General features: G+C 66.1%; 18 protein-coding genes. 7 read left to right on the plus strand and 11 right to left on the minus strand.

The window, feature by feature from the left end:
* Positions 1-157: 157 nt before the first annotated feature.
* The 6 genes from V7Q53_RS14355 to V7Q53_RS14380 all read left to right on the plus strand — a co-directional run bounded on the left by V7Q53_RS14355 (position 158) and on the right by V7Q53_RS14380 (position 5,480).
* Positions 158-1,147 (plus strand): Bug family tripartite tricarboxylate transporter substrate binding protein, encoded by a 990-nt coding sequence (locus tag V7Q53_RS14355; RefSeq protein ID WP_333829303.1) that lies wholly within the window; start codon positions 158-160, stop codon positions 1,145-1,147.
* 3 nt (positions 1,148-1,150) lie between these two features.
* Positions 1,151-1,663, plus strand: a complete 513-nt coding sequence (locus tag V7Q53_RS14360) for a tripartite tricarboxylate transporter TctB family protein (protein ID WP_333829304.1) — start codon at positions 1,151-1,153, stop codon at positions 1,661-1,663.
* Positions 1,664-1,670: 7 nt separating this feature from the next.
* Positions 1,671-3,161: a tripartite tricarboxylate transporter permease gene (locus tag V7Q53_RS14365; RefSeq protein WP_333829305.1), complete on the plus strand. Its 1,491-nt coding sequence runs from the start codon at positions 1,671-1,673 to the stop codon at positions 3,159-3,161.
* A 69-nt stretch (positions 3,162-3,230) separates the two neighbouring features.
* A complete protein-coding gene (locus tag V7Q53_RS14370) occupies positions 3,231-4,400 on the plus strand; it encodes an amidohydrolase family protein (RefSeq protein ID WP_333829306.1) in 1,170 nt (389 codons plus the stop codon).
* Positions 4,401-4,411: 11 nt separating this feature from the next.
* Positions 4,412-4,996 carry an amino acid synthesis family protein gene (locus V7Q53_RS14375; protein WP_333829307.1) on the plus strand — a complete coding sequence of 195 codons (585 nt, stop codon included), beginning with the start codon at positions 4,412-4,414 and terminating at the stop codon, positions 4,994-4,996.
* A gap of 16 nt (positions 4,997-5,012) precedes the next feature.
* Positions 5,013-5,480: a MarR family winged helix-turn-helix transcriptional regulator gene (locus tag V7Q53_RS14380; RefSeq protein WP_333829308.1), complete on the plus strand. Its 468-nt coding sequence runs from the start codon at positions 5,013-5,015 to the stop codon at positions 5,478-5,480.
* A 54-nt stretch (positions 5,481-5,534) separates the two neighbouring features.
* On the opposite strand, the gene V7Q53_RS14385 is transcribed toward V7Q53_RS14380, so the two are convergent.
* The 9 genes from V7Q53_RS14385 to V7Q53_RS14425 form a co-directional block, all read right to left on the minus strand.
* A complete protein-coding gene (locus V7Q53_RS14385) occupies positions 5,535-6,800 on the minus strand; it encodes a TRAP transporter large permease (protein ID WP_333829309.1) in 1,266 nt (421 codons plus the stop codon).
* A gap of 4 nt (positions 6,801-6,804) precedes the next feature.
* Positions 6,805-7,386, minus strand: a complete 582-nt coding sequence (locus tag V7Q53_RS14390) for a TRAP transporter small permease (protein ID WP_333829311.1) — start codon at positions 7,384-7,386, stop codon at positions 6,805-6,807.
* An 82-nt stretch (positions 7,387-7,468) separates the two neighbouring features.
* Positions 7,469-8,446, minus strand: coding sequence for a TRAP transporter substrate-binding protein (locus V7Q53_RS14395; protein ID WP_333829312.1), 978 nt, complete (start codon positions 8,444-8,446; stop codon positions 7,469-7,471).
* 70 nt (positions 8,447-8,516) lie between these two features.
* Positions 8,517-9,101, minus strand: coding sequence for an amino acid synthesis family protein (locus tag V7Q53_RS14400; RefSeq protein ID WP_333829313.1), 585 nt, complete (start codon positions 9,099-9,101; stop codon positions 8,517-8,519).
* Positions 9,094-9,978: a UPF0280 family protein gene (locus V7Q53_RS14405; protein WP_333829319.1), complete on the minus strand. Its 885-nt coding sequence runs from the start codon at positions 9,976-9,978 to the stop codon at positions 9,094-9,096. Before V7Q53_RS14405 ends, V7Q53_RS14400 begins: the two co-directional genes overlap by 8 nt.
* Before the next feature lie 2 nt (positions 9,979-9,980).
* A complete protein-coding gene (locus V7Q53_RS14410) occupies positions 9,981-11,492 on the minus strand; it encodes a 6-hydroxynicotinate reductase (protein WP_333829314.1) in 1,512 nt (503 codons plus the stop codon).
* A 4-nt stretch (positions 11,493-11,496) separates the two neighbouring features.
* Positions 11,497-14,271: a molybdopterin-dependent oxidoreductase gene (locus tag V7Q53_RS14415; protein ID WP_442954435.1), complete on the minus strand. Its 2,775-nt coding sequence runs from the start codon at positions 14,269-14,271 to the stop codon at positions 11,497-11,499.
* Position 14,272: 1 nt separating this feature from the next.
* Entirely contained in the window at positions 14,273-15,106 is an 834-nt protein-coding gene (locus V7Q53_RS14420; RefSeq protein WP_333829315.1) for an FAD binding domain-containing protein, read from the minus strand.
* 58 nt (positions 15,107-15,164) lie between these two features.
* A complete protein-coding gene (locus V7Q53_RS14425; RefSeq protein WP_333829316.1) occupies positions 15,165-15,356 on the minus strand; it encodes a hypothetical protein in 192 nt (63 codons plus the stop codon).
* An 85-nt stretch (positions 15,357-15,441) separates the two neighbouring features.
* Between V7Q53_RS14425 and V7Q53_RS14430 the strand changes: the two genes are divergently transcribed.
* Positions 15,442-16,251, plus strand: coding sequence for a ferredoxin--NADP reductase (locus V7Q53_RS14430; RefSeq protein ID WP_333829317.1), 810 nt, complete (start codon positions 15,442-15,444; stop codon positions 16,249-16,251).
* 319 nt (positions 16,252-16,570) lie between these two features.
* On the opposite strand, the gene V7Q53_RS14435 is transcribed toward V7Q53_RS14430, so the two are convergent.
* Positions 16,571-16,876 (minus strand): hypothetical protein, encoded by a 306-nt coding sequence (locus V7Q53_RS14435; RefSeq protein WP_333829318.1) that lies wholly within the window; start codon positions 16,874-16,876, stop codon positions 16,571-16,573.
* Between the two features lie 63 nt (positions 16,877-16,939).
* A complete protein-coding gene (gene cobT, locus V7Q53_RS14440; RefSeq protein ID WP_333829321.1) occupies positions 16,940-17,926 on the minus strand; it encodes a nicotinate-nucleotide--dimethylbenzimidazole phosphoribosyltransferase in 987 nt (328 codons plus the stop codon).
* Positions 17,927-17,938 lie beyond the last annotated feature (12 nt).

Here is a 17,938-nt window from a genome sequence, read left to right on the forward strand (position 1 = left end):
AAACAGGCAGCCTCCATCCCTCTTTTTCCTGTTTTTCCCGCTCGGGAATTGACTGGCATCGGCTTTTGCGTACCATACGCACACAAACAAGATTCGACAGCCCCGGCCACCCGCCGGACCAATGCCACGAGCAACCGAAACCCACAGGGGGAACCTCATGTCCGCACCGAAATTCACCACGCTGCTTGGCAGCCTGACGCTGGGCGCGACCCTCGCGCTTTCATCCGCCACCGCCCCGGCGATGGCACAAACCTTTCCTGATCAGCCGATCACCGTTGTCGTCGCATGGCCCGCTGGCGGCGGGCATGACGTTGTGACCCGGCTGGTCACCGACTATCTGGCGCAGGAACTGCCGGTCTCGGTCGTGGTCAACAACGTGCCCGGCGCGGCCGGTGCCAATGGCGTGCGTCAGGTCGAAGAGGCCGCCGCCGACGGTTATACGCTGGGTGTGATGGGCCTGCATGCCACCGCGCAATCCTACATGAACGAGAACGCCACCGATCTGGCCAATATCGAGCCGCTGGCCGTGATCAACATCGAACCCGCCGCCCTTGCCGTGCGCACCGATACCGGGATCGACAGTTTTGAGGCCTTCCTTGACTATGCCCGCAACGATCCGGGCGGCATCATCAATGGCAATGACTCGCCGGGTGGTTTTTCCTATCTGAACGCGGCCTTCATCGAGAACACCTTTGATATCGAACTGACCAAGGTGCCGTATCAGGGCTACGCGCCCACTGTGGCCGCGCTGGTTGCCGGTGAGGTGATGTCGGCCACGCTGCCGGTCCCGATGCTGGCGGAACTGCATGAGGCCGGGACGGTGCAGATTCTGGGTGTCGCGGCGCAGGAGCGCCACTTCCGCGTTCCCGAAGTGCCGACCTTCGCGGAGATGGGCCATGACTATGTCGTCACCGATTACGTCATGGTGTTCGGCCCTGCCGGGATCGACCCGGAGCGCCGTGCGGCGCTGGAAACCGCGCTGCTGGCGGCCATGTCGCAGGAAACCTTCCTTGAGCGCGGCCGCGCCATGGGCCTGATGCTCAGCCCCGCCGGTGCTGATGCCGCCGCCGAGCTGCTGAGCAGCATGGATGACCTGATCTACCCGGTCATGCAGGACGCAGGCCTGGTCACCACCCGCGCCCGCTGAACCATGGAAGACACCAGAACCGCCCCCCGTATCGACCTTCTGGCGGGCGGTTTCTTTCTGGTCTGGGCGGCGATCGGCTGGGTTTCCTATGCCGGGAACGCCGCCCTGCGCGCCAGCCTCAGCGCACGGGCTGATCCTGGCCCCGCGCTGGTGCCGCTGATCGTGCTGGTGCTGCTGTCGCTGGGCGGCGGGGCCTTGCTGGCCAAGGGGCTGTGGCGCGCCACACGCCCCGGGGTCAGCGCGGCGGAGGGCCCCGCAGCAGAGGGTCTGCCCCCTGCCGCGGCCCATCTGCTGCCGCTGGGCTTTGCGGCCATGCTGGGCGCGCTTGCCTTCACCCTGCCCTTCACCGGCTTTCTGCCTGCCGCCATCCTGTTTTGCCTGTTCTGGCTCTGGGCGCTGTCATCGGGCGGGCATTCCGCTGCGGGCTGGGCACTGCGGCTGCTGGCGGCCGGGGTGATCGGCGGCGGCATCTATCTTGTCTTTGCCGTGCTTCTGCGCGTGCCCCTGCCGGGTTGAACCAATCATGATCCTGGACCTCTTCGCCCAGACACTGCTGGACTATCTGATGACCCCGCACATGTGGGGACTGGCGCTGGTGGGGGTGGGAATCGGCATCGTGCTGGGCGCGCTGCCCGGTGTCAGCTCCACCATGGCGCTGGCGATCCTGCTGCCGGTCAGCTTCGGGCTGGAACCGGCGGCGGCGATGCTGTTCCTGATCGCGGTGTTTGTTTCCAGCGTTTATGGCGGGTCGATATCGGCGATCCTGATCAATATTCCCGGCACGCCCGGCGCTATCGTCACCCAGTTTGACGGCTACCCCATGGCCCAGCAAGGCAAGGCGGGCCATGCGCTGGCCTATGCGCTGATCTCCTCCACCATCGGTGGGCTGATCGGGCTGGCGCTGCTAGTCACGCTGGCCCCGGTTGTGGCGCAGGCGGCCATGAGCTTCCGCAGCCCCGAATTTGCCATGGCGACGGTTTTCGGCCTTGTCCTGTTGTCCTTTGCCTCGGGCGGGTCCACGTTTCGCGGCATTCTGGTGGCGGCGGTGGGGGTGTTGCTGGGCATGGTCGGCTTCGATCTGCTGACCGATACCGCGCGGTTCGATTTCGGCACCCGCACGCTGCAATCGGGGATCGAGCTGGTGCCGGTGACCGTGGGCATTTTCGGCCTCGCCGAGGTATTGCGCAACCTTGCGGCGGGGCGTGAGGGGTTGCCACGCGTGCCGCATATCGGGCGGTTGATGCCGCCCTTCAGCGCCGTGGCGAAGCTGTGGAAGCCGATCCTGCGCGGCGGCGTGATCGGCACCTTTGTCGGCGCCATCCCCGCTGCCGGGTCGGCCATCGCCGTGGCCCTGACCTATGCGCAGGAAAAACGCCTGTCGCGCACGCCCGGGAATTTCGGCAAGGGTGAACCGGCGGGCATCGCGGGGCCTGAGGCCGCCAACAGCGCCTCGGTCGGCGGCTCGCTGGTGCCGATGATGACGCTGGGCATTCCGGGCGATCCGATCACGGCGGTGCTGATGGGCGCGCTGCTGATCCACGGGTTGCGCCCCGGCCCGATGCTGTTTGCCAACAATCCGGGCTTTGTCGCCGGGATCTATGTGGCGGTGTTTCTGGCCGTGGTGCTGACGCTGGTGATTGGCTTTGGCTTCATGCGGGTGGTCGCCCAGATCATGCGGGTGCCGCGCACGCTTCTTTTCTGCACCATCGCGCTGTTGTGCGTGGTGGGCGCGTTTGCGATCCGCAACAGCCTGACCGATGTCTATGTGATGCTGTTCTTCGGCGTTCTGGGCTATGTGATGTTCCTGCTGCGCCTTCCGCCCGCCCCGCTGGTCTTCGGCCTGATCCTGGGTCCAATCCTTGAAGAAAATCTGCGCCGCTCGCTGATCCTGTCGCGGGGTTCGTGGACAGTTTTCATCGAACGCCCCATCGCGCTGACGCTGATCCTGATGTCGCTGGCCGCCGTGCTGGCGCCGGTGGCGATGGCGCTATGGCGGCGCAGGCGGGCGCGGTAACTTCGTTCTTGCGGCCCTGCGCGCGGGGCTGATATCGTTTCTACACCAACAAAACCTGAGGAGGGCATCATGGCCGCTGAAGCACAGGAACTGCCGGCAAAAGGCCGGATCTTGATCCGCAATATCGGCCTTCTGCTGAGCGGTGATCTGAATAAGCCCATTCTGGACAGCGATTGTGTGCTGATCGAGGACGGGGTGATTGCCGGGTTCACCGCTGATGATGCCGACAGCGAGATTGATGCGCAGGGTTGCGCCGTCATGCCCGGCCTGATCGACAGCCACACACACCCGGTCTTTGGTGACTGGACGCCGCGCCAGAACCAGCTTGGCTGGATCGAGATGAATGTGAACGGCGCGGTCACCAGCTTTCTGTCGGCGGGCGAGGTGCATCTGCCGGGCCGCCCCAAGGATGCCGAGGGCGTGCGCGCGCTGGCCATGGTGGCGCAGCGCTGCTTCCAGAATTTCCGCCCCATCGGCGCCAAGGTCATCGCCGGTGCGCCGGTGCCCGAGCTTGATTTCGACCGCGATTTCTATGCCAGCCTGAAGGCCGCAGGTATCCACCGGATCGGCGAGATCGGTCTGGGCACGGTCGCCAAGGGCGCTGATGCCGCGCGCGTCACCGGCTGGTGCCGGGAGCTGGGGATTGAGACGATCATGCACACCGGCGGCCCGTCGATTGCGGGCTCGCATCTGGTCACGGCGGAGGATGTGCTGATGGCGCAGCCCGATGTGGTCAGCCATATCAACGGCGGCCCCACCTCGATCCCGCATGAGGCGGTGCGCGAGCTGTGCAAACACGCCACCGGCGCGCTGGAGGCCGTGCATAACGGCAACGAGAAATCGGCCATCGTGGCGATGGAAGCCGCGCTTGAGGCCGGGCGGCTGGGTGATTTCCTGCTGGGCACCGATGCGCCAGCCGGGTCCGGCGTGCAGCCCAACGGCATGCTGCGGATGGTGACGCTGCTGGCCAGCTTTGGCGGCCTGCCCGCTGAACAGGCGATCTGCTGCGCCACCGGCAACATCACCCGCAAGCGCAAGATTGATCAGGGCATGCTGGAGGCCGGTCGCCCCGCCGATATCGTCTTCCTTGACCGCCCGGATGGATCAGCGGGCAAGAACGTGCTGGAGGCCATGGCGATGGGCAACATCCCCGGCATCGCGGCGGTGATGATCGACGGCAAGATGCGCACCGGGCGCTCGCGCTCCACCCCGCCATCGGCCCGTGTGCCGCGCATCTGAGGAGGGATATCATGCAAGCCAAAATCCGCAAAATCGCCGTTTTCCTTGAGGAGACGCATCTGGAAATGGGCAAGGCGATCAGCCCCGCCACCCGCAAGGCCACGGCTGTGGCGGTGATCGAAAACCCGCTGGCCGGGCGCTACGCGGAAGACCTTGAGGTGCTGATGCAGATCGGCACCGAAATGGGTGACCTGCTGGGCCGTCGCTGTGTCGAGGCATTGGGCATCGCGCCCGACGCGGCGGAAAGCTACGGCAAGGCCGCGATGGTCGGCGAGAACGGCGAGCTGGAACACGCCGCCGCCATCCTCCACCCCCGTCTGGGCGCACCGCTGCGCGCGGCGGTGGGCAGCGGTGCCGCGCTCGTGCCCTCGTCCAAGAAGATGGGCGGGCCGGGGCAGCCGCTGGATGTGCCGCTGGGCCACAAGGACGCGGCCTATGTGCGCAGCCATTTCGATGCGGCGGTGGTGCAGCTCAATGACGCGCCGCGCGCCAATGAGATCATGGTCGCCGTTTCGGTGACCGATTCAGGCCGTCCCCTGCCCCGCGTTGGCGGGCTGACAAAGGGTGAAATCGTGGGTAAGGATGGCCTGCGATAACCGCAGGGAGCCGCGCTTGGACAGAGCTGACGAGTTTGAGACAGACGATACGCCGCCCGCCCGCCGCGGGCGGCGGCGCTATGTTCTGGACGCGCAGACCGGCTTTTTGCTGCGCAAGGCCCAGCAACGCCACCTGAGCATCTTTTCGGCGCATATGGTCGAAGGGCTGACGGCGCAACAATTCGCCACTTTGGCCAAGCTGCTGGAAGTGGGGCCCTCGTCGCAGAACTCGCTGGGCCGCCAGACGGCGATGGACAATTCCACCATCAACGGGGTGGTCAAGCGCCTGCACCAGCGCGGGCTGATCGACAAGATCCCCTCACCCGATGACAACCGCATGCATCTGGTCCGCCTGACCGCCGAGGGAGAGCGGGTGACCCACCGTGTGCTGCCCCTTGCCCAGGAAATCACCCGCCTGACGCTGGCGCCGCTGACGCGCAGCGAACAGGCCACGCTGGTGCGACTGCTGCGCAAGATCGGCTGAGTACGGGACGGGAAGCGCCTTTGAAGGCGCTTCCACGCGATTACTTGATCGCGTTCACCCGCCCACCAATGCAAGGCTCAGCCAGGGCACCAGCGCCAGCACCACCAGCGCCATGCAGGCCACCAGAAAGAACGGGATCGCCACATAGAAGACCCGCATCGCGCTGACCCCGCTGACCGAGGCCGCGACATACAGCCCGATCCCCACCGGCGGTGACAGCAGCCCCAGGATCAGGTTCACCGACACCACAACTCCGAAATGCAGCGGGTGGATACCATAGACCTGAGTTGCAATCGGCAGCAGGATCGGCACCACCATGATCAGCCCCGGTATCCCGTCAATCACTGTGCCCACGATCAGCAGCAGCACCAGCACCAGCAGCATGAAGGCCACCGGCGTTGTCGCCACCGACTGGATCCATGCGGCGGCCGTCTGCGGCACCTGCCCGAAGATCAGCACCCATGAGAACACCCCCGCCGCCGCCACCAGAAACAGCACCAGCGCCGAGCTCAGCCCGGTGCGCAGCAGGATCACCGGAAAATCGCGCAGCTTCAGCGAGCGGGTGTAGACCATGCCGATACCCGTTGCCACCACCGCGCCGATCGCCGCCGCCTCGGTCGGGGAACCGAAGCCGCCGACAATCGTACCGATGATCACGAAGGGGATGGTCAGCATCGGCAGCGCATCGCGCAGCGCGGCAAACCGCGCGCGCCAGCTCAGCTTCTCGCCGCGCGGATAGTTATAGCGCCAGCCCAGCCCCGCCACGGTCAGAATGAACAGCGTGGTCAGCAGCAGGCCCGGCAGAATGCCCGCAAGCAGCATGTCGCGCACCGCCACCTGCGCCAGCACCGCATAGACCACGAAGACAATTGACGGCGGGATGATCGGCCCCAGCAGCCCGCCAAAGGCCGTCAGCCCCGCCGCGAACCCCTTGTCATAGCCCGCGCGCTGCATTTCGGGCACCATCACCTGGCTCATCATCGCAATCTGCGCCGTGGCTGAACCAAGGATCGACGCCACCATCATGTTCGCCAGCAGGTTGATATAGGCCAGCCCGCCCTTGAGCGCGCCGACAAAGGCCGCCGCCAGCCGCACCAGCCGCGTGGTGATGCCCGCGCCATTCATCAGCTCACCAATCAGGATAAACAGCGGAATCGCCAGCAGCCCGAAATTGTCCAGCGACGAGAACAGCTTGAGCGGGTAGCTGTCGAGCAGAAGCGGGTTTCCGGTTTCAAAGATGAAGACCAGCGCCGCGATGCACAGGATCAGGCCAATCGGCAGACCGACCACCATCAGCAGAAGGAAGGCAAGCGTCGTCATCGGGTCAGCCCTCGCTTTGGGTGAAGTCCTGCGCCACCGGGCGCGGTTCCAGCAGGCCCAGATCCTCGGCCAGATTGGTCAGGGCATGAACGCTGAGCGTCAGCGCAAACCAGGGCATGATCAGGAAGAACCAGAAATACGGCTGGCCCAGCACCGGCGTCTGCTCGGTATAAAGGAAGTTGAAGCTCGCCATCTCGAACTCGGCAACGTCAAACCCCACCGCCGCCAGCCCCGGCAGGTTGAACCAGCGCCAGCACAGCCACAGCAGAACCAGCCCGAACCCGGCCGCCAGCGCTGAAACGACGATACGCAGCACCCGCACCACGGATTTGGCGGCCATCTCATGCAGGATCAGCACCGCCGGGTCGGTCCGCGCCCGCAGCATCAGCGAGGCGCCGACAAAGCCTGCCAGCGTCATCGACAGGATGGCCATTTCATCGGCCCAGGCCAACGTGACGTTGAACAGCCGGAAGGTGACATTCATCAGCACGAACAGCGCCACACCGGCGATCAGCACGATCAGCGCCAGCCGTTCAATCCGGCTCAGCGCGTCAGACAGGGCGCGCAACACTCTGATAGGGGGCATCCGAACCTCCGCCGGGGCAAGCCATGTTCAGGTAAACCGCAACAGGGCGCGACCTTGGCCGCGCCCTGCCGCCGGTCAAAGCTCAGAGCCCGGCGACCAGCTCACGCAGGCGCGCGACATAGGGGGTCTGGTTGGCCCATTCGGCATCCCAGCGCTCGACGATATCGCCAAAGAACTCGGGGCCGACATTGTCGGTGATGTTGATGCCCGAGGCCTCGCGCAGGCGCTCCAGCTTCCCGGCCTCTTCATCGACGAAACGGTCGATGGTGCGGTCGCAATGCAGCTGAATGGCGTCGCCGATCAGCGTACGGTCTTCTTCGCTCATCGCACCCCAGACACGGGCCGAAACCAGCGCCACCATGCCGAACATGTGGTGGTTGGTGACCATCATGTTGGGTGCATGTTCATAGTAGCGGAAGTTGATGATCGATTCGAAATCCATGTCGATGGCGTCAATCTGGCCATTGGCCAGCGCGTCATACACCTGGGTCAGCGGCATCGGCGCGGGAGCCGCGCCGAACATCTCAAAGAAGGTGCGGATCGCAGGCGCAGGCGTGATGCGGAAGCGCATACCGCTCAGGTCTGCCGCCGAATTGACCGGCTGGCGCGTCATCAGCTGGCGCATGCCGGTCATCGCGTAGCAGATGCCCACGGTGCCGGTGGCACGCGGCAGGCCATCCAGAATCTCGCGCGCGGGCTCGGAACGGAGCACCTCGGCCGCATCGGCGATGTTGTCGACAAGGAAGGGCGCGTGCAGCGCGGCCATGTCGGGCACACGGGTGGTCACCTCAGCGGTGGTCAGCCATGCCATGTCCAGCGCGCCGGTCTGCAACTGCTGCAGCATCGTCGCCTCGTTGCCCAGCTGCCCCGAGGGGAAAGCCACGACCGAGAAGCGCCCGCCGGACACTTCCTGAAGCGTGTCATTGAGTGCGGCAACCTCCTGATTCCACACATGGACCGGCGGCGTGATCAGCCCCAGCCGGAATTCACGGTCCTGCGCCAGAGCGGGCAGCGCAAAGCCAACCCCCGCCACTGCGGCCAGCAAAGTCTTCCAGTTCATTCCTCGTCTCCTTGTTGAATTCCGCCCGGTTGTTCCGGGCCTGTCAGACAACCCGCCCGGGTTATCCGCCTTATCGCAGACCGTCCTTGCCCACGATATCCTTTTTGTCCAGCCCGCCGACGCGGGCATGGATGCGCGACCCTGTCGTCATGACAAGGATCAGCGCCAGTTCATTGGCGCGCGGAGCATCGCTCAGCCCCACTTCCATCGCGTCAAAATGGCTGCGCACATAGGAGGCATCGACATGCGTGATCGGCACATCCAGCCTTGTGCCAACGCCGCCCACCTTCTTGGTCGAGGGCACGATGGCCTTGGCGTCACCCAGCGTTTCGCGCATCGCATAGCCACCGGGCACATGCCACAGCGCGCCGTGTTCCAGCTCGCCCGCAGCACCGACAATCGCGCCCTTGCCATAGCCTTCAACCACCGAGGGATCACCGCCCAGCACCTCGATGATGCGCTTTGCCATGGCCAGCCCCAGCGGTTCCAGCGTTTTCATGAAGCCGGTGATCTCGGGCTCATACCGCCCGGCGAAGGGGTTTTCGATGACGCTGATCATCGCCACGCGGCGCAGGGGTTCGCTTGCGACCGGCCCGCCCTCGTGGAAAATTTCCTCGGACAGGATCGCCTGTTTGCGGATCTTGATTTCAGACATTGAGCAACTTTCCGTTTGATATTCCAGAATTTTCTATCGCCATAGGCACCCGGCCCACCAGCCGCACCCGGCCTTGCAACACCAGCACCGCGCCCAGGATATGGCCCGCCGCCCGCATGGCATCTGCCATGTCTTCACCTGCGTCAAGCGCCTGCGCGACCTCGGCATCGGTCAGCGTGCCAACTGAGACCGTCACCAGCCGCGCGCCCAGATCGCTGTCAGGCGACAGCTCCTGCGCGGGCTCGCGGATGATGGAAGGGTGGCCGGGCAGATCGACGGAGTTGGCCAGAAGCGTGGCCGCCACATCGGCGGTGGGGGCATCCGTGGCCAGCACCGTCACGCTGTCGGCAATGCCCAGCGAATGGCTGCGGCCCTTCGCGCCACTGGTCGCCACGCCCCGGCAGGCATGTGCCGCGCCGATTTCCAGCACGCCCGGCGAGGCCGGGTTGAGGGGGTCCACCACCACGCCAAGCCGCCATGCCATTGCCCCCGGTGCGAGGAACAGCGCGATATCGCCGCCGTTGTTGACTGAAGCGCGTGTCAGGCCCGGCACCCCGGTCATGGCGCGCAGCACCGCCTCGGCCACCGCCCCGGCGACCCCCGCCATGGGCGTGACAAAGGCGGGCGCGAAACGCGCTGCCGCCTGCCACATCCGCCGCGCCACCGGCCCGCGCAGGGGGCATTTCCCGCGCTGGACCGGCTGGCGCAGCAGCGGCAGTTCCGTCACCAGCTCTTCCAGCAAACCGTCAAACCGCGCCACCGCCCGGCGATATGCCTCTGCCACCGCCGCCTCCGGCCCCTCGGGCTGCACGATCAGGTCGATCGGGCCGTGGCCAAGATGCAGGCGGCGCCCGTCCGGCAAGAGGCGATGGTGCATGCTCACGACTTGCGGTTCCAGCTGAAGTGATGCGGCAGCACCGGCCAATGCCCCTGATCAGTGCCAAGGCTCAGCTGGCGGTCGCTTACCTCGGCCAAGGGCCGGATCGAGGCCATATGCCCGCCCAGCGCCTCATAATCGGACAGGCGCATGGAAAACTCGATCGGTGCCACCAGCGCTGGCGTGGGCACATAACCGAATGAATTTTCGGGCATTTGCGTCACATCGACCATATAGGTGATGCCGCCGCCCGGCCAGATATAGACCGCCGCCCCGCCCGATGTCACATAAGTCAGCGTGTCGCGGACCGAGCGGGTCAGTTTCACTGGGTTCTCGGTCACGCCTGCGCGCAGGCTGCCGCCCGCGCCGCCGATGAACACGACCGAGCACAGCGCCGGTTCGCAGTTTTCCTGCACCCGCAGAACGGAGTCGCGCACCGCTTCGGGCATCTCGGTAGCGACGGGGTTCAGACCCTCATCCAGCACGAAATAGCCCGAATGGTCGCCGGTGGTGGAAACCATGAGCATTTTCATCCCGGGCTTCGCCACCTTGGGGTCAAAACGGTCGATGATCGTCAGCGGGTCGTCGATATTGGTGCCGCCCCAGCCCTGCCCCGGCTCGGCCACGCGGAAATAGCGGCCCGGCGTGCTTTTCTGGCCCTTGATCTTGATGCCGGTGGGCGGCACGTCCAGCAGCTTGCCCGCCTGATGCTCGGACAGCACGCCGGTGATATGGTCATCGACCACCACCACCTCATCGACATGGCGGAACCATTGCTGCGCGAACATGCCGATCGCCGCCGATCCGCAGCCCACCCGCATCCGCTCTTCGCGCTGGCCGTCGATGACCGGGGCCTTGCCCGCCTCCACCAGGATGCTGACGCCCTCGTCGATCTGCAATTCCACCGGCTGGCGGTTGCACAGGTGCAAAAGCGCCTCGCAGGTGGCACGGCCTTCCTTCTTGGAGCCGCCGGTCAGATGATGCACGCCGCCAAGGCTGATCATCTGGCTGCCGTACTCGCCGGTTGTGACATGGCCCACGGCTTCGCCCTGATAACGCACGATGGCGGTCTCATTGCCAAGGTGGCGGTCGGTGTCGATCTTCAGCTTGACGCCGCAGTAGGAAAATATCCCCTCGGTCACCACCGTCACCATATCCACCCCGTTCATCTGGCTGGAGACGATGAAGGGCGCAGGCTTGTAATCCGGGTAGGTGGTGCCCGCGCCCACGGCGGTCAGAAACCGCTCCGGCGGCTGGACAATCTCGCCTTCCCATTCGCGGCCCTTGTCCAGAAAGGAAACCACCTCACCGCCGGATTGCACCGCGCGGTCCAGAATGACCAGCGGGTCAACGCGGGTCAGCACGCCTTCGACATTGGCGTAGCGGTCACAGGCCCCGGCGCGGCCCTCGGCGATGAAGCACAGGACCGGGCAGGCATCGCAGCGGATCTTTTCAGGCTTTTCGCGGCGCGCGCGGGGGGCGGGGGGCGGCAGGGTAGTGGTGTTATCGGTCATGGCGTCAGCTCTTCACATCATGGAGGGCGCGCAACACCTTGTCAGGCGTGGCGGGAAGGTGGCGCAGGCGCGCACCCGTGGCATCGCGCACCGCGTTGAGAATGGCGGGCGCGGTGGGAATGAGCACCTGCTCGCCGATGCCCTTGGCCCCGAACGGCCCATGCGCATCGGGGTCTTCAATGAGGATCGAGCGCACGCGCGGCACATCGCCCGCCGTGGGGATCAGGTAATCATGCAGGTTTTCCGTGCGGCCGGGAATGAATTCCTCCATCAGCGCAAAGCCCAGGCCCTGCGCCGATCCGCCTTCGATCTGGCCTTCCAGCAATGTGGGGTTGATCGCGCGGCCCACGTCATGCGCGCAGACCAGATCGCGGGTGCGGATCAGGCCAAGTTCGGTATCAACCTCCACCTCTGCCAGATGCGCGCCCCAGCCATAGGCGGCATAGGGTTCGCCCTGCCCGTTTTCATCGAGCGGGCTGGTGGGTGGGTCATAGGTTTCCTCGGCCATCAGCACATAGCCCAGCGCATTTGCCTCATTGGCCAGCGTGGCCAGATCAAGCCGCGCATCCCCGGCACTGATCACGCTGCCCGTCAGTGTCAGCCGCGCCCCCTCGCCCGCATTCAGCCGCCGCAATATCTGCCAGCGCAGCGCCGCCCCGGCCCGCAGCGATGCCCCGCCCGAAACGAAGGTCTGGCGCGAGGCCGAGGTCTTGCCTGCATCCGGCGTCAGGTCGGTATCGGCACCGACCAGCGTGAAGGCCGATACCGGCAGGCCCAGCGCCTCGGCGCAGATCTGGGTGATCACGGTGTTGGAGCCCTGCCCGATATCCACCGCGCCCTGATGCAGCACCAGCGTGCCATCGGCTTTCAGCCCCACCCGGATGGTGGAAGGGTTCGGCAGCGATGTATTCCCGCAGCCATACCACATCCCCGCCACACCGACCCCGCGCCGCAGCGGCCCGCCGATGCGCGCCTGCTCAGCGTTGAAGGCAGCGGTTTGCGCGCGGCGCGCGGCCCAGTCATCGCGCAGGGCCTCAAGGCAGGCGCGGATGCCCACACCCTGCGCAAACACCTGCCCCGTCACAGTAGGCTGCCCCACGCCCAGCGCGTTCAGGATGCGAAACTCCAGCCGGTCCATGCCCACGGCATCGGCCAGCTCGTCAAACAGGCTTTCCTGCACGACCGAGCTTTGCGGCACACCAAAACCCCGGAACGCACCGGAAGGCGCGCAATGGCTGTGCACCGCGACCGAGCGCGCCTCATAATGCGGCACGCTATAGGGCCCGGAGGCATGCACCGGCACCCGGTTCGCCACCGTCGGCCCCCATGAGGCATAGGCACCGGTGTTGAAATACCCCTCAAACACCATCCCCACCAGCTTGCCCTCAGCATCCGCGCCGATGCGGGCGGTGATCTGCGACGGGTGGCGTTTGGTGGAGGATTGAATCGATTCCGTGCGGGTATAGACCATGCCGCAGGGCGCGCCACTCACCCAGGCTGCCAGCGCGATATAGGGCTGCACCGACAGATCCAGCTTGGAGCCGAAGCCACCGCCCACGGCAGAAGGCAGAATGCGGATGGCATCGACCGGCAACCCCATGATCAGCGCCAGATCGTCGCGGTCCATATGCGGGGCCTGCGTGCAGGCGAAAACCTCCAGCCGATCACCGACGCGGCGGGCGAACCCGGCCTCAGGCTCGATATAGGCGTGTTCCACGAAACCGCTGGAGAACTGGCCTTCCGCCACCACCGCCGCGCCGCTCAGCGCGGTTTCCGGCGTGCCCCGGCGCACGAACCCCTTGACCAGAACATTGCCCGCCCGGCCCTCATGAACCTGCGGCGCGCCCGCATCCAGCGCGGCGTCAATGGTAAGGGCGGCATCAAGCTCCTGCCATTCCACGGGAAAACCGGCCAGATCCAGCGCCTCGATCAGCGCGCGCGGGCCAACCACCGCCGCCACGGCCTCACCCTTGAAGCGAGTGGCGGTTCCGGCAAAGACCGGCTGATCGGCCAGCGGAGGGATGACGCCATGCAGGTTGCGCCCCGGAATATCCGCCGCTGTCAGCACTGCGCGCAGGCCGGGATGGGCCGCGCGCCACGCCGCCAGATCGCCAAAGGCGAAACGCGCATGATGAAACGGGCTGCGGATCACCCGCACCAGCAGCGTGTCTTCGGGCCAGTTGTCAGCCCCGAAGGCATCGGTGCCCAGAACCTTGGGCAGGCCATCCAGCCGCTCGATCCGCGCACCGACGGCGCCATCGGGTGCCGGTGGGGCCTCCGCATGGCAATCAACAATCGCGCTGATGATCTTGGCATAGCCGGTGCAGCGGCACAGAACGCCTGAAATCGCCTCTTCGGCCTCGGCCTCGGTCGGGCGGGGGTTGCGGCGCAGGAGGGCCTCGGCAGAGACCAGCATCCCCGGCGTGCAGATACCACATTGCGCGGCGCCGTGGCGCAGGAACGCGCGCTGCAACGCCCCGGGAATACCCGGCGCTTCTGCCAGTCCCTCCACCGTTTCGACGATACGGCCCTCAGCCCGGGCGGCGGGCATCAGGCAGGCGCAGACCGGCGCGCCGTCCATGAGCACGGTGCAGGCGCCGCAATCGCCCGCGTCACAGCCGACCTTGACACCCTCGCAGCCAAATTCCTCACGCAGAACGGCGCTGAGGCGGGCCTGCGGGGTTACCCCGGCCTGCCGGGCGGTGCCGTTCAGAACCAGCGACAGGGTCATGCCCGGTGCGCTCTGGTCCGACTTCCTGTTCAGGGCGGCATCGCTCATCTCAATCCTCCAGACAGCGCTCAAGGCAGCGGCGCACCAGCACCGGCACCGCAGCTACACGGTAAGCCGCTTCGGCGCGCACATCGCCGATCGGGGCCAGCGCCGCGAAATCTTCCGGGCGCAGCGCCCCGGCAAGGTCGGCCCGGCCCAGCCCCGTCAGACGCGCCTCCAGCAGGGGCAGGCGCTGCGCCACCGGCGAGCAGGCGCCCACGGCCACCGAGGCCCGCGCAATCCGGCCATCCGCCCCGCGCTCTACCAGCGTGGCCACCATGGCGATGGATATCACCAGATAGCGCCGCGCGCCCAGCTTCAGAAACGCGGACCGGCCAGCAGGCACCGGCACATGCACGGCCACCACAAATTCCTCCGGCGCCAGCGCGATCTTGCGCACCCCGGTCACGAAACCGGCCAGCGGCATCCGGCGGGTGCCACCCGGCCCGGCAAGCTCCACCACCGCATCCAGCGCCAGCAGCGCCACGGTGCCATCGGCGGCGGGCGAGGCGTTGCAGATATTGCCCGCGACGGTGCCTGCGTTCTGGATCTGCGGCGAGCCCACCTCGCGCCCGGCCTGTTGCAGTGCGGCAAAGGCGGGCGGAAGGGCGGTGCGCTGCACGTCGGTCCAGCTGGCAAGCGCACCGATGCGCAGCCCGCTTTCGGTGAGGCTGACGCCGCGCAGGGAATCGATGCCGGTGATGTCCATCAACGGCACACGCCCAACCGCCGCGCCCAGCGAGGGGTAAACATCGGTGCCGCCCGCGACAATCCGCAGACCCGGCGCATCCGTCAGCGCAGAGAGCGCTTCGGAGATGGTTCTGGGGCGAAGGAATGCTGGCATGATCTGGCTTTCGGCTGGATTCTGCGCGCCCTGAAACTTGGCCGCATACAAGTTACTTTCAATCTGGCAGAGCCTGCCCGCTCACACAAGAATTTTTTCGCACCACGCCGAAAGAACCCTGAAAGGCGATCATGGCAGGCACTTTCTTGCGGTAAATACCCAAAATTTCGGCAGTTTCCGGGATTTCCATGGGCTGGCACTGGCCAAACCCGCCGCCCTCCGCGTGACTGTCCTGCTCCGCCGTCTTCATTTTTTTGTTTGTGTACGAACATTATTTTGCTATGGATTCGGCCATCCGCTGCCGACCAACCCTGTTCCAGATGCGAAGGTGCGCCATGTCACTTGATTCCACCCAGACCGCTCCGTTCCCGATTCCAGCCAACATATTCGCCGAAACCGTGACGGAGGTTGAGCATTACACCGACCGGCTGTTCCGCTTCCGGATGACGCGGCCTGCCAGCTTTCGCTTCCGCTCGGGCGAATTCGTGATGATCGGACTGCCGAATGCCGAAAAGCCAGTGTTCCGCGCCTATTCCATCGCCTCCCCTTCCTGGGATGAAGAGCTGGAGTTCTATTCCATCAAGGTGCCCGACGGCCCGCTGACCGAGCATCTGCAAAAGATCAAGGCAGGCGATACGGTGCTGATGCGCAAGAAATCGACCGGCACACTGGTGGTGGATGCGCTCCTGCCGGGCAAGCGGCTTTACATGCTGTCCACCGGCACCGGCGTTGCGCCCTTCGCCTCGCTGATGCGCGACCCTGAGACCTATGAGAAATTCGAGAAGGTGGTGCTGCTGCACGGCTGCCGCGAAAAGGCCGAACTGGCCTATGGCGAGCAACTGGTGGCCCAGACGCTTGCCGACCCGCTGGTCGGCGAAAGCGCGCAGGGGCGGCTGGAGCATTATACCTGCGTCACCCGGGAAGAGCATCCGCGCCAGATGCGGATCACCGATGCCATGACATCCGGCCGCGTGTTCGCCGATCTGGGCCTGCCGCCGCTGGACCCGGCGGAGGACCGCGTGATGATCTGTGGCTCGGTTCCCATGCTGCATGACTGCCGCGCCCTGTGTGAAGCAGCCGGCATGACCGAAGGCGCGAACAACGCGCCGGGCTCCTTCGTCGTCGAGCGTGCTTTCGTCGACTGACCCGTGCGCCGGGGAAAGGGCGCACCCTTGAGGGGGCTGCGCCCCCTCGCCTTTCAAATAGAAGATCAGGGGGCCTCGCCCCCTATCTCCTTTCCCAAGAATTCAGGGGGCTTTGCCCCCTCTGGGCCTTCGGCCCATTCACCCCCGCGTATTTTGGGCAAGATGAAAGGGAAAGAACGCGCTGCCGGTCAGACCGGGGTCAGGATCATGACGGTGATCGCGTAGATCATGAAAACCGCGACGCCGCCCAGCGTCAGCCAGAGGCTAAGGTAGTTCCGCATGGGGAAACTCTCCGAAAAGTTGAATGCTGTCAGGCAGTTCACACTTTCCAGAACGGGGGCGCGCGCGGCTGCGCCAGCGCGTGACGGGGGTTAGTGGCCGGTTGGGGCGACATCCGTGAGGGGCCGGACAGAGCGGCTTGCGCCGCGCCCTGTTGTGGCCGGGCGGGTGGCCCTGCGGACTCGTCCGCGTCCTGCGCGGGATCATCCTTACGCAGGAGGGATTCAACCAGCGCCTCGGCGTCAATCAGGCGAAGGTCACGCGACAGATCCCCGGTCTCTGCCTGCGCCAGAGGCGCGAGCAGAAGCAAGCCAAGGAAAGCAAGGAGGCGCGCTGCGAGGATCATGGCCAGCCGGTTATGTCAGCCGCTACAAATGGGTGCCGGACAGCGAATGTCAATGCACCGCGTTCAGCCGCCAGACACCCCGGCCTCCTCAAAGGTGGCCATCCCGTCATGGACCGACAGCGCCGCGCGCAGCACCCCAAGCGCCACCGCCGCGCCTGACCCTTCACCCAGCCGCATATCCAGCGCCAGCACCGGGCGCAGGCCCAGCGCATCAAGCAGCCGCCGGTGCCCCGGCTCGGCGCTGCAATGCCCGGCCAGACAATGCGCCAGCGCGCCCTCAAACGGGTGCAGCACGGCCGCCGCCGCCGTGCAGATGAACCCGTCCAGAATGACCGGCACCCGTGCCTGCCGCGCCGCCAGAACCGCGCCACAGATCGCCGCCTGTTCGCGCCCGCCGAAAGCGGCCAGCAGGCCCAGCCCGTCGCGCGGATCAGGGCGATGGAGGGCGATCCCCTCCTCGATTACCCGCGCCTTGAGCGAAACGCCCTCGGCATCGGCCCCCGTGCCCGGCCCGGCCCAGTCAGTGGCATGGCCGCCGAAAAGCCCCCGCGCAAGCGCCGCCGCGACCGTGGAATTGCCGATGCCCATCTCGCCCAGCAGCAGCACATCGGCGCCCGGATCAACCGCCGCCGCGCCTTGCGCCATCGCCTCCAGCACCTCGGCCTCGGTCATTGCCGGGCCCGTGGTGAAATCACCCGTCGGGCGCTCCAGTTCCAGCGCGACAACCGACAGCTGCGCGTCAAAGGCACGGCAAAGCTGGTTGATCGCAGCGCCGCCCGTACGGAAATTCGCTACCATCTGCGCCGTTACCGCCTGCGGAAAAGGGTTGACGCCGCGCGCACAGATCCCGTGATTGCCCGCGAAAATCAGCGCCTGAGCACGCGCGATCCGGGGCCGCGCACGCCCCTGCCAGGCGGCCATGAACACCGCCAGATCCTCCAGTATGCCAAGGCTTCCGGGCGGTTTGGTCAGGCTGGCCTGCCGGGCACGCGCAGCATCGGCGGCGGCGGTATCGGCGGCGGGCAAGGGGTTTGCAAGGCGGGCCCGCAGGGTGGGGAAATC

The organism is Pararhodobacter sp. (assembly GCF_036802785.1).
Lineage (GTDB): Bacteria > Pseudomonadota > Alphaproteobacteria > Rhodobacterales > Rhodobacteraceae > Pararhodobacter.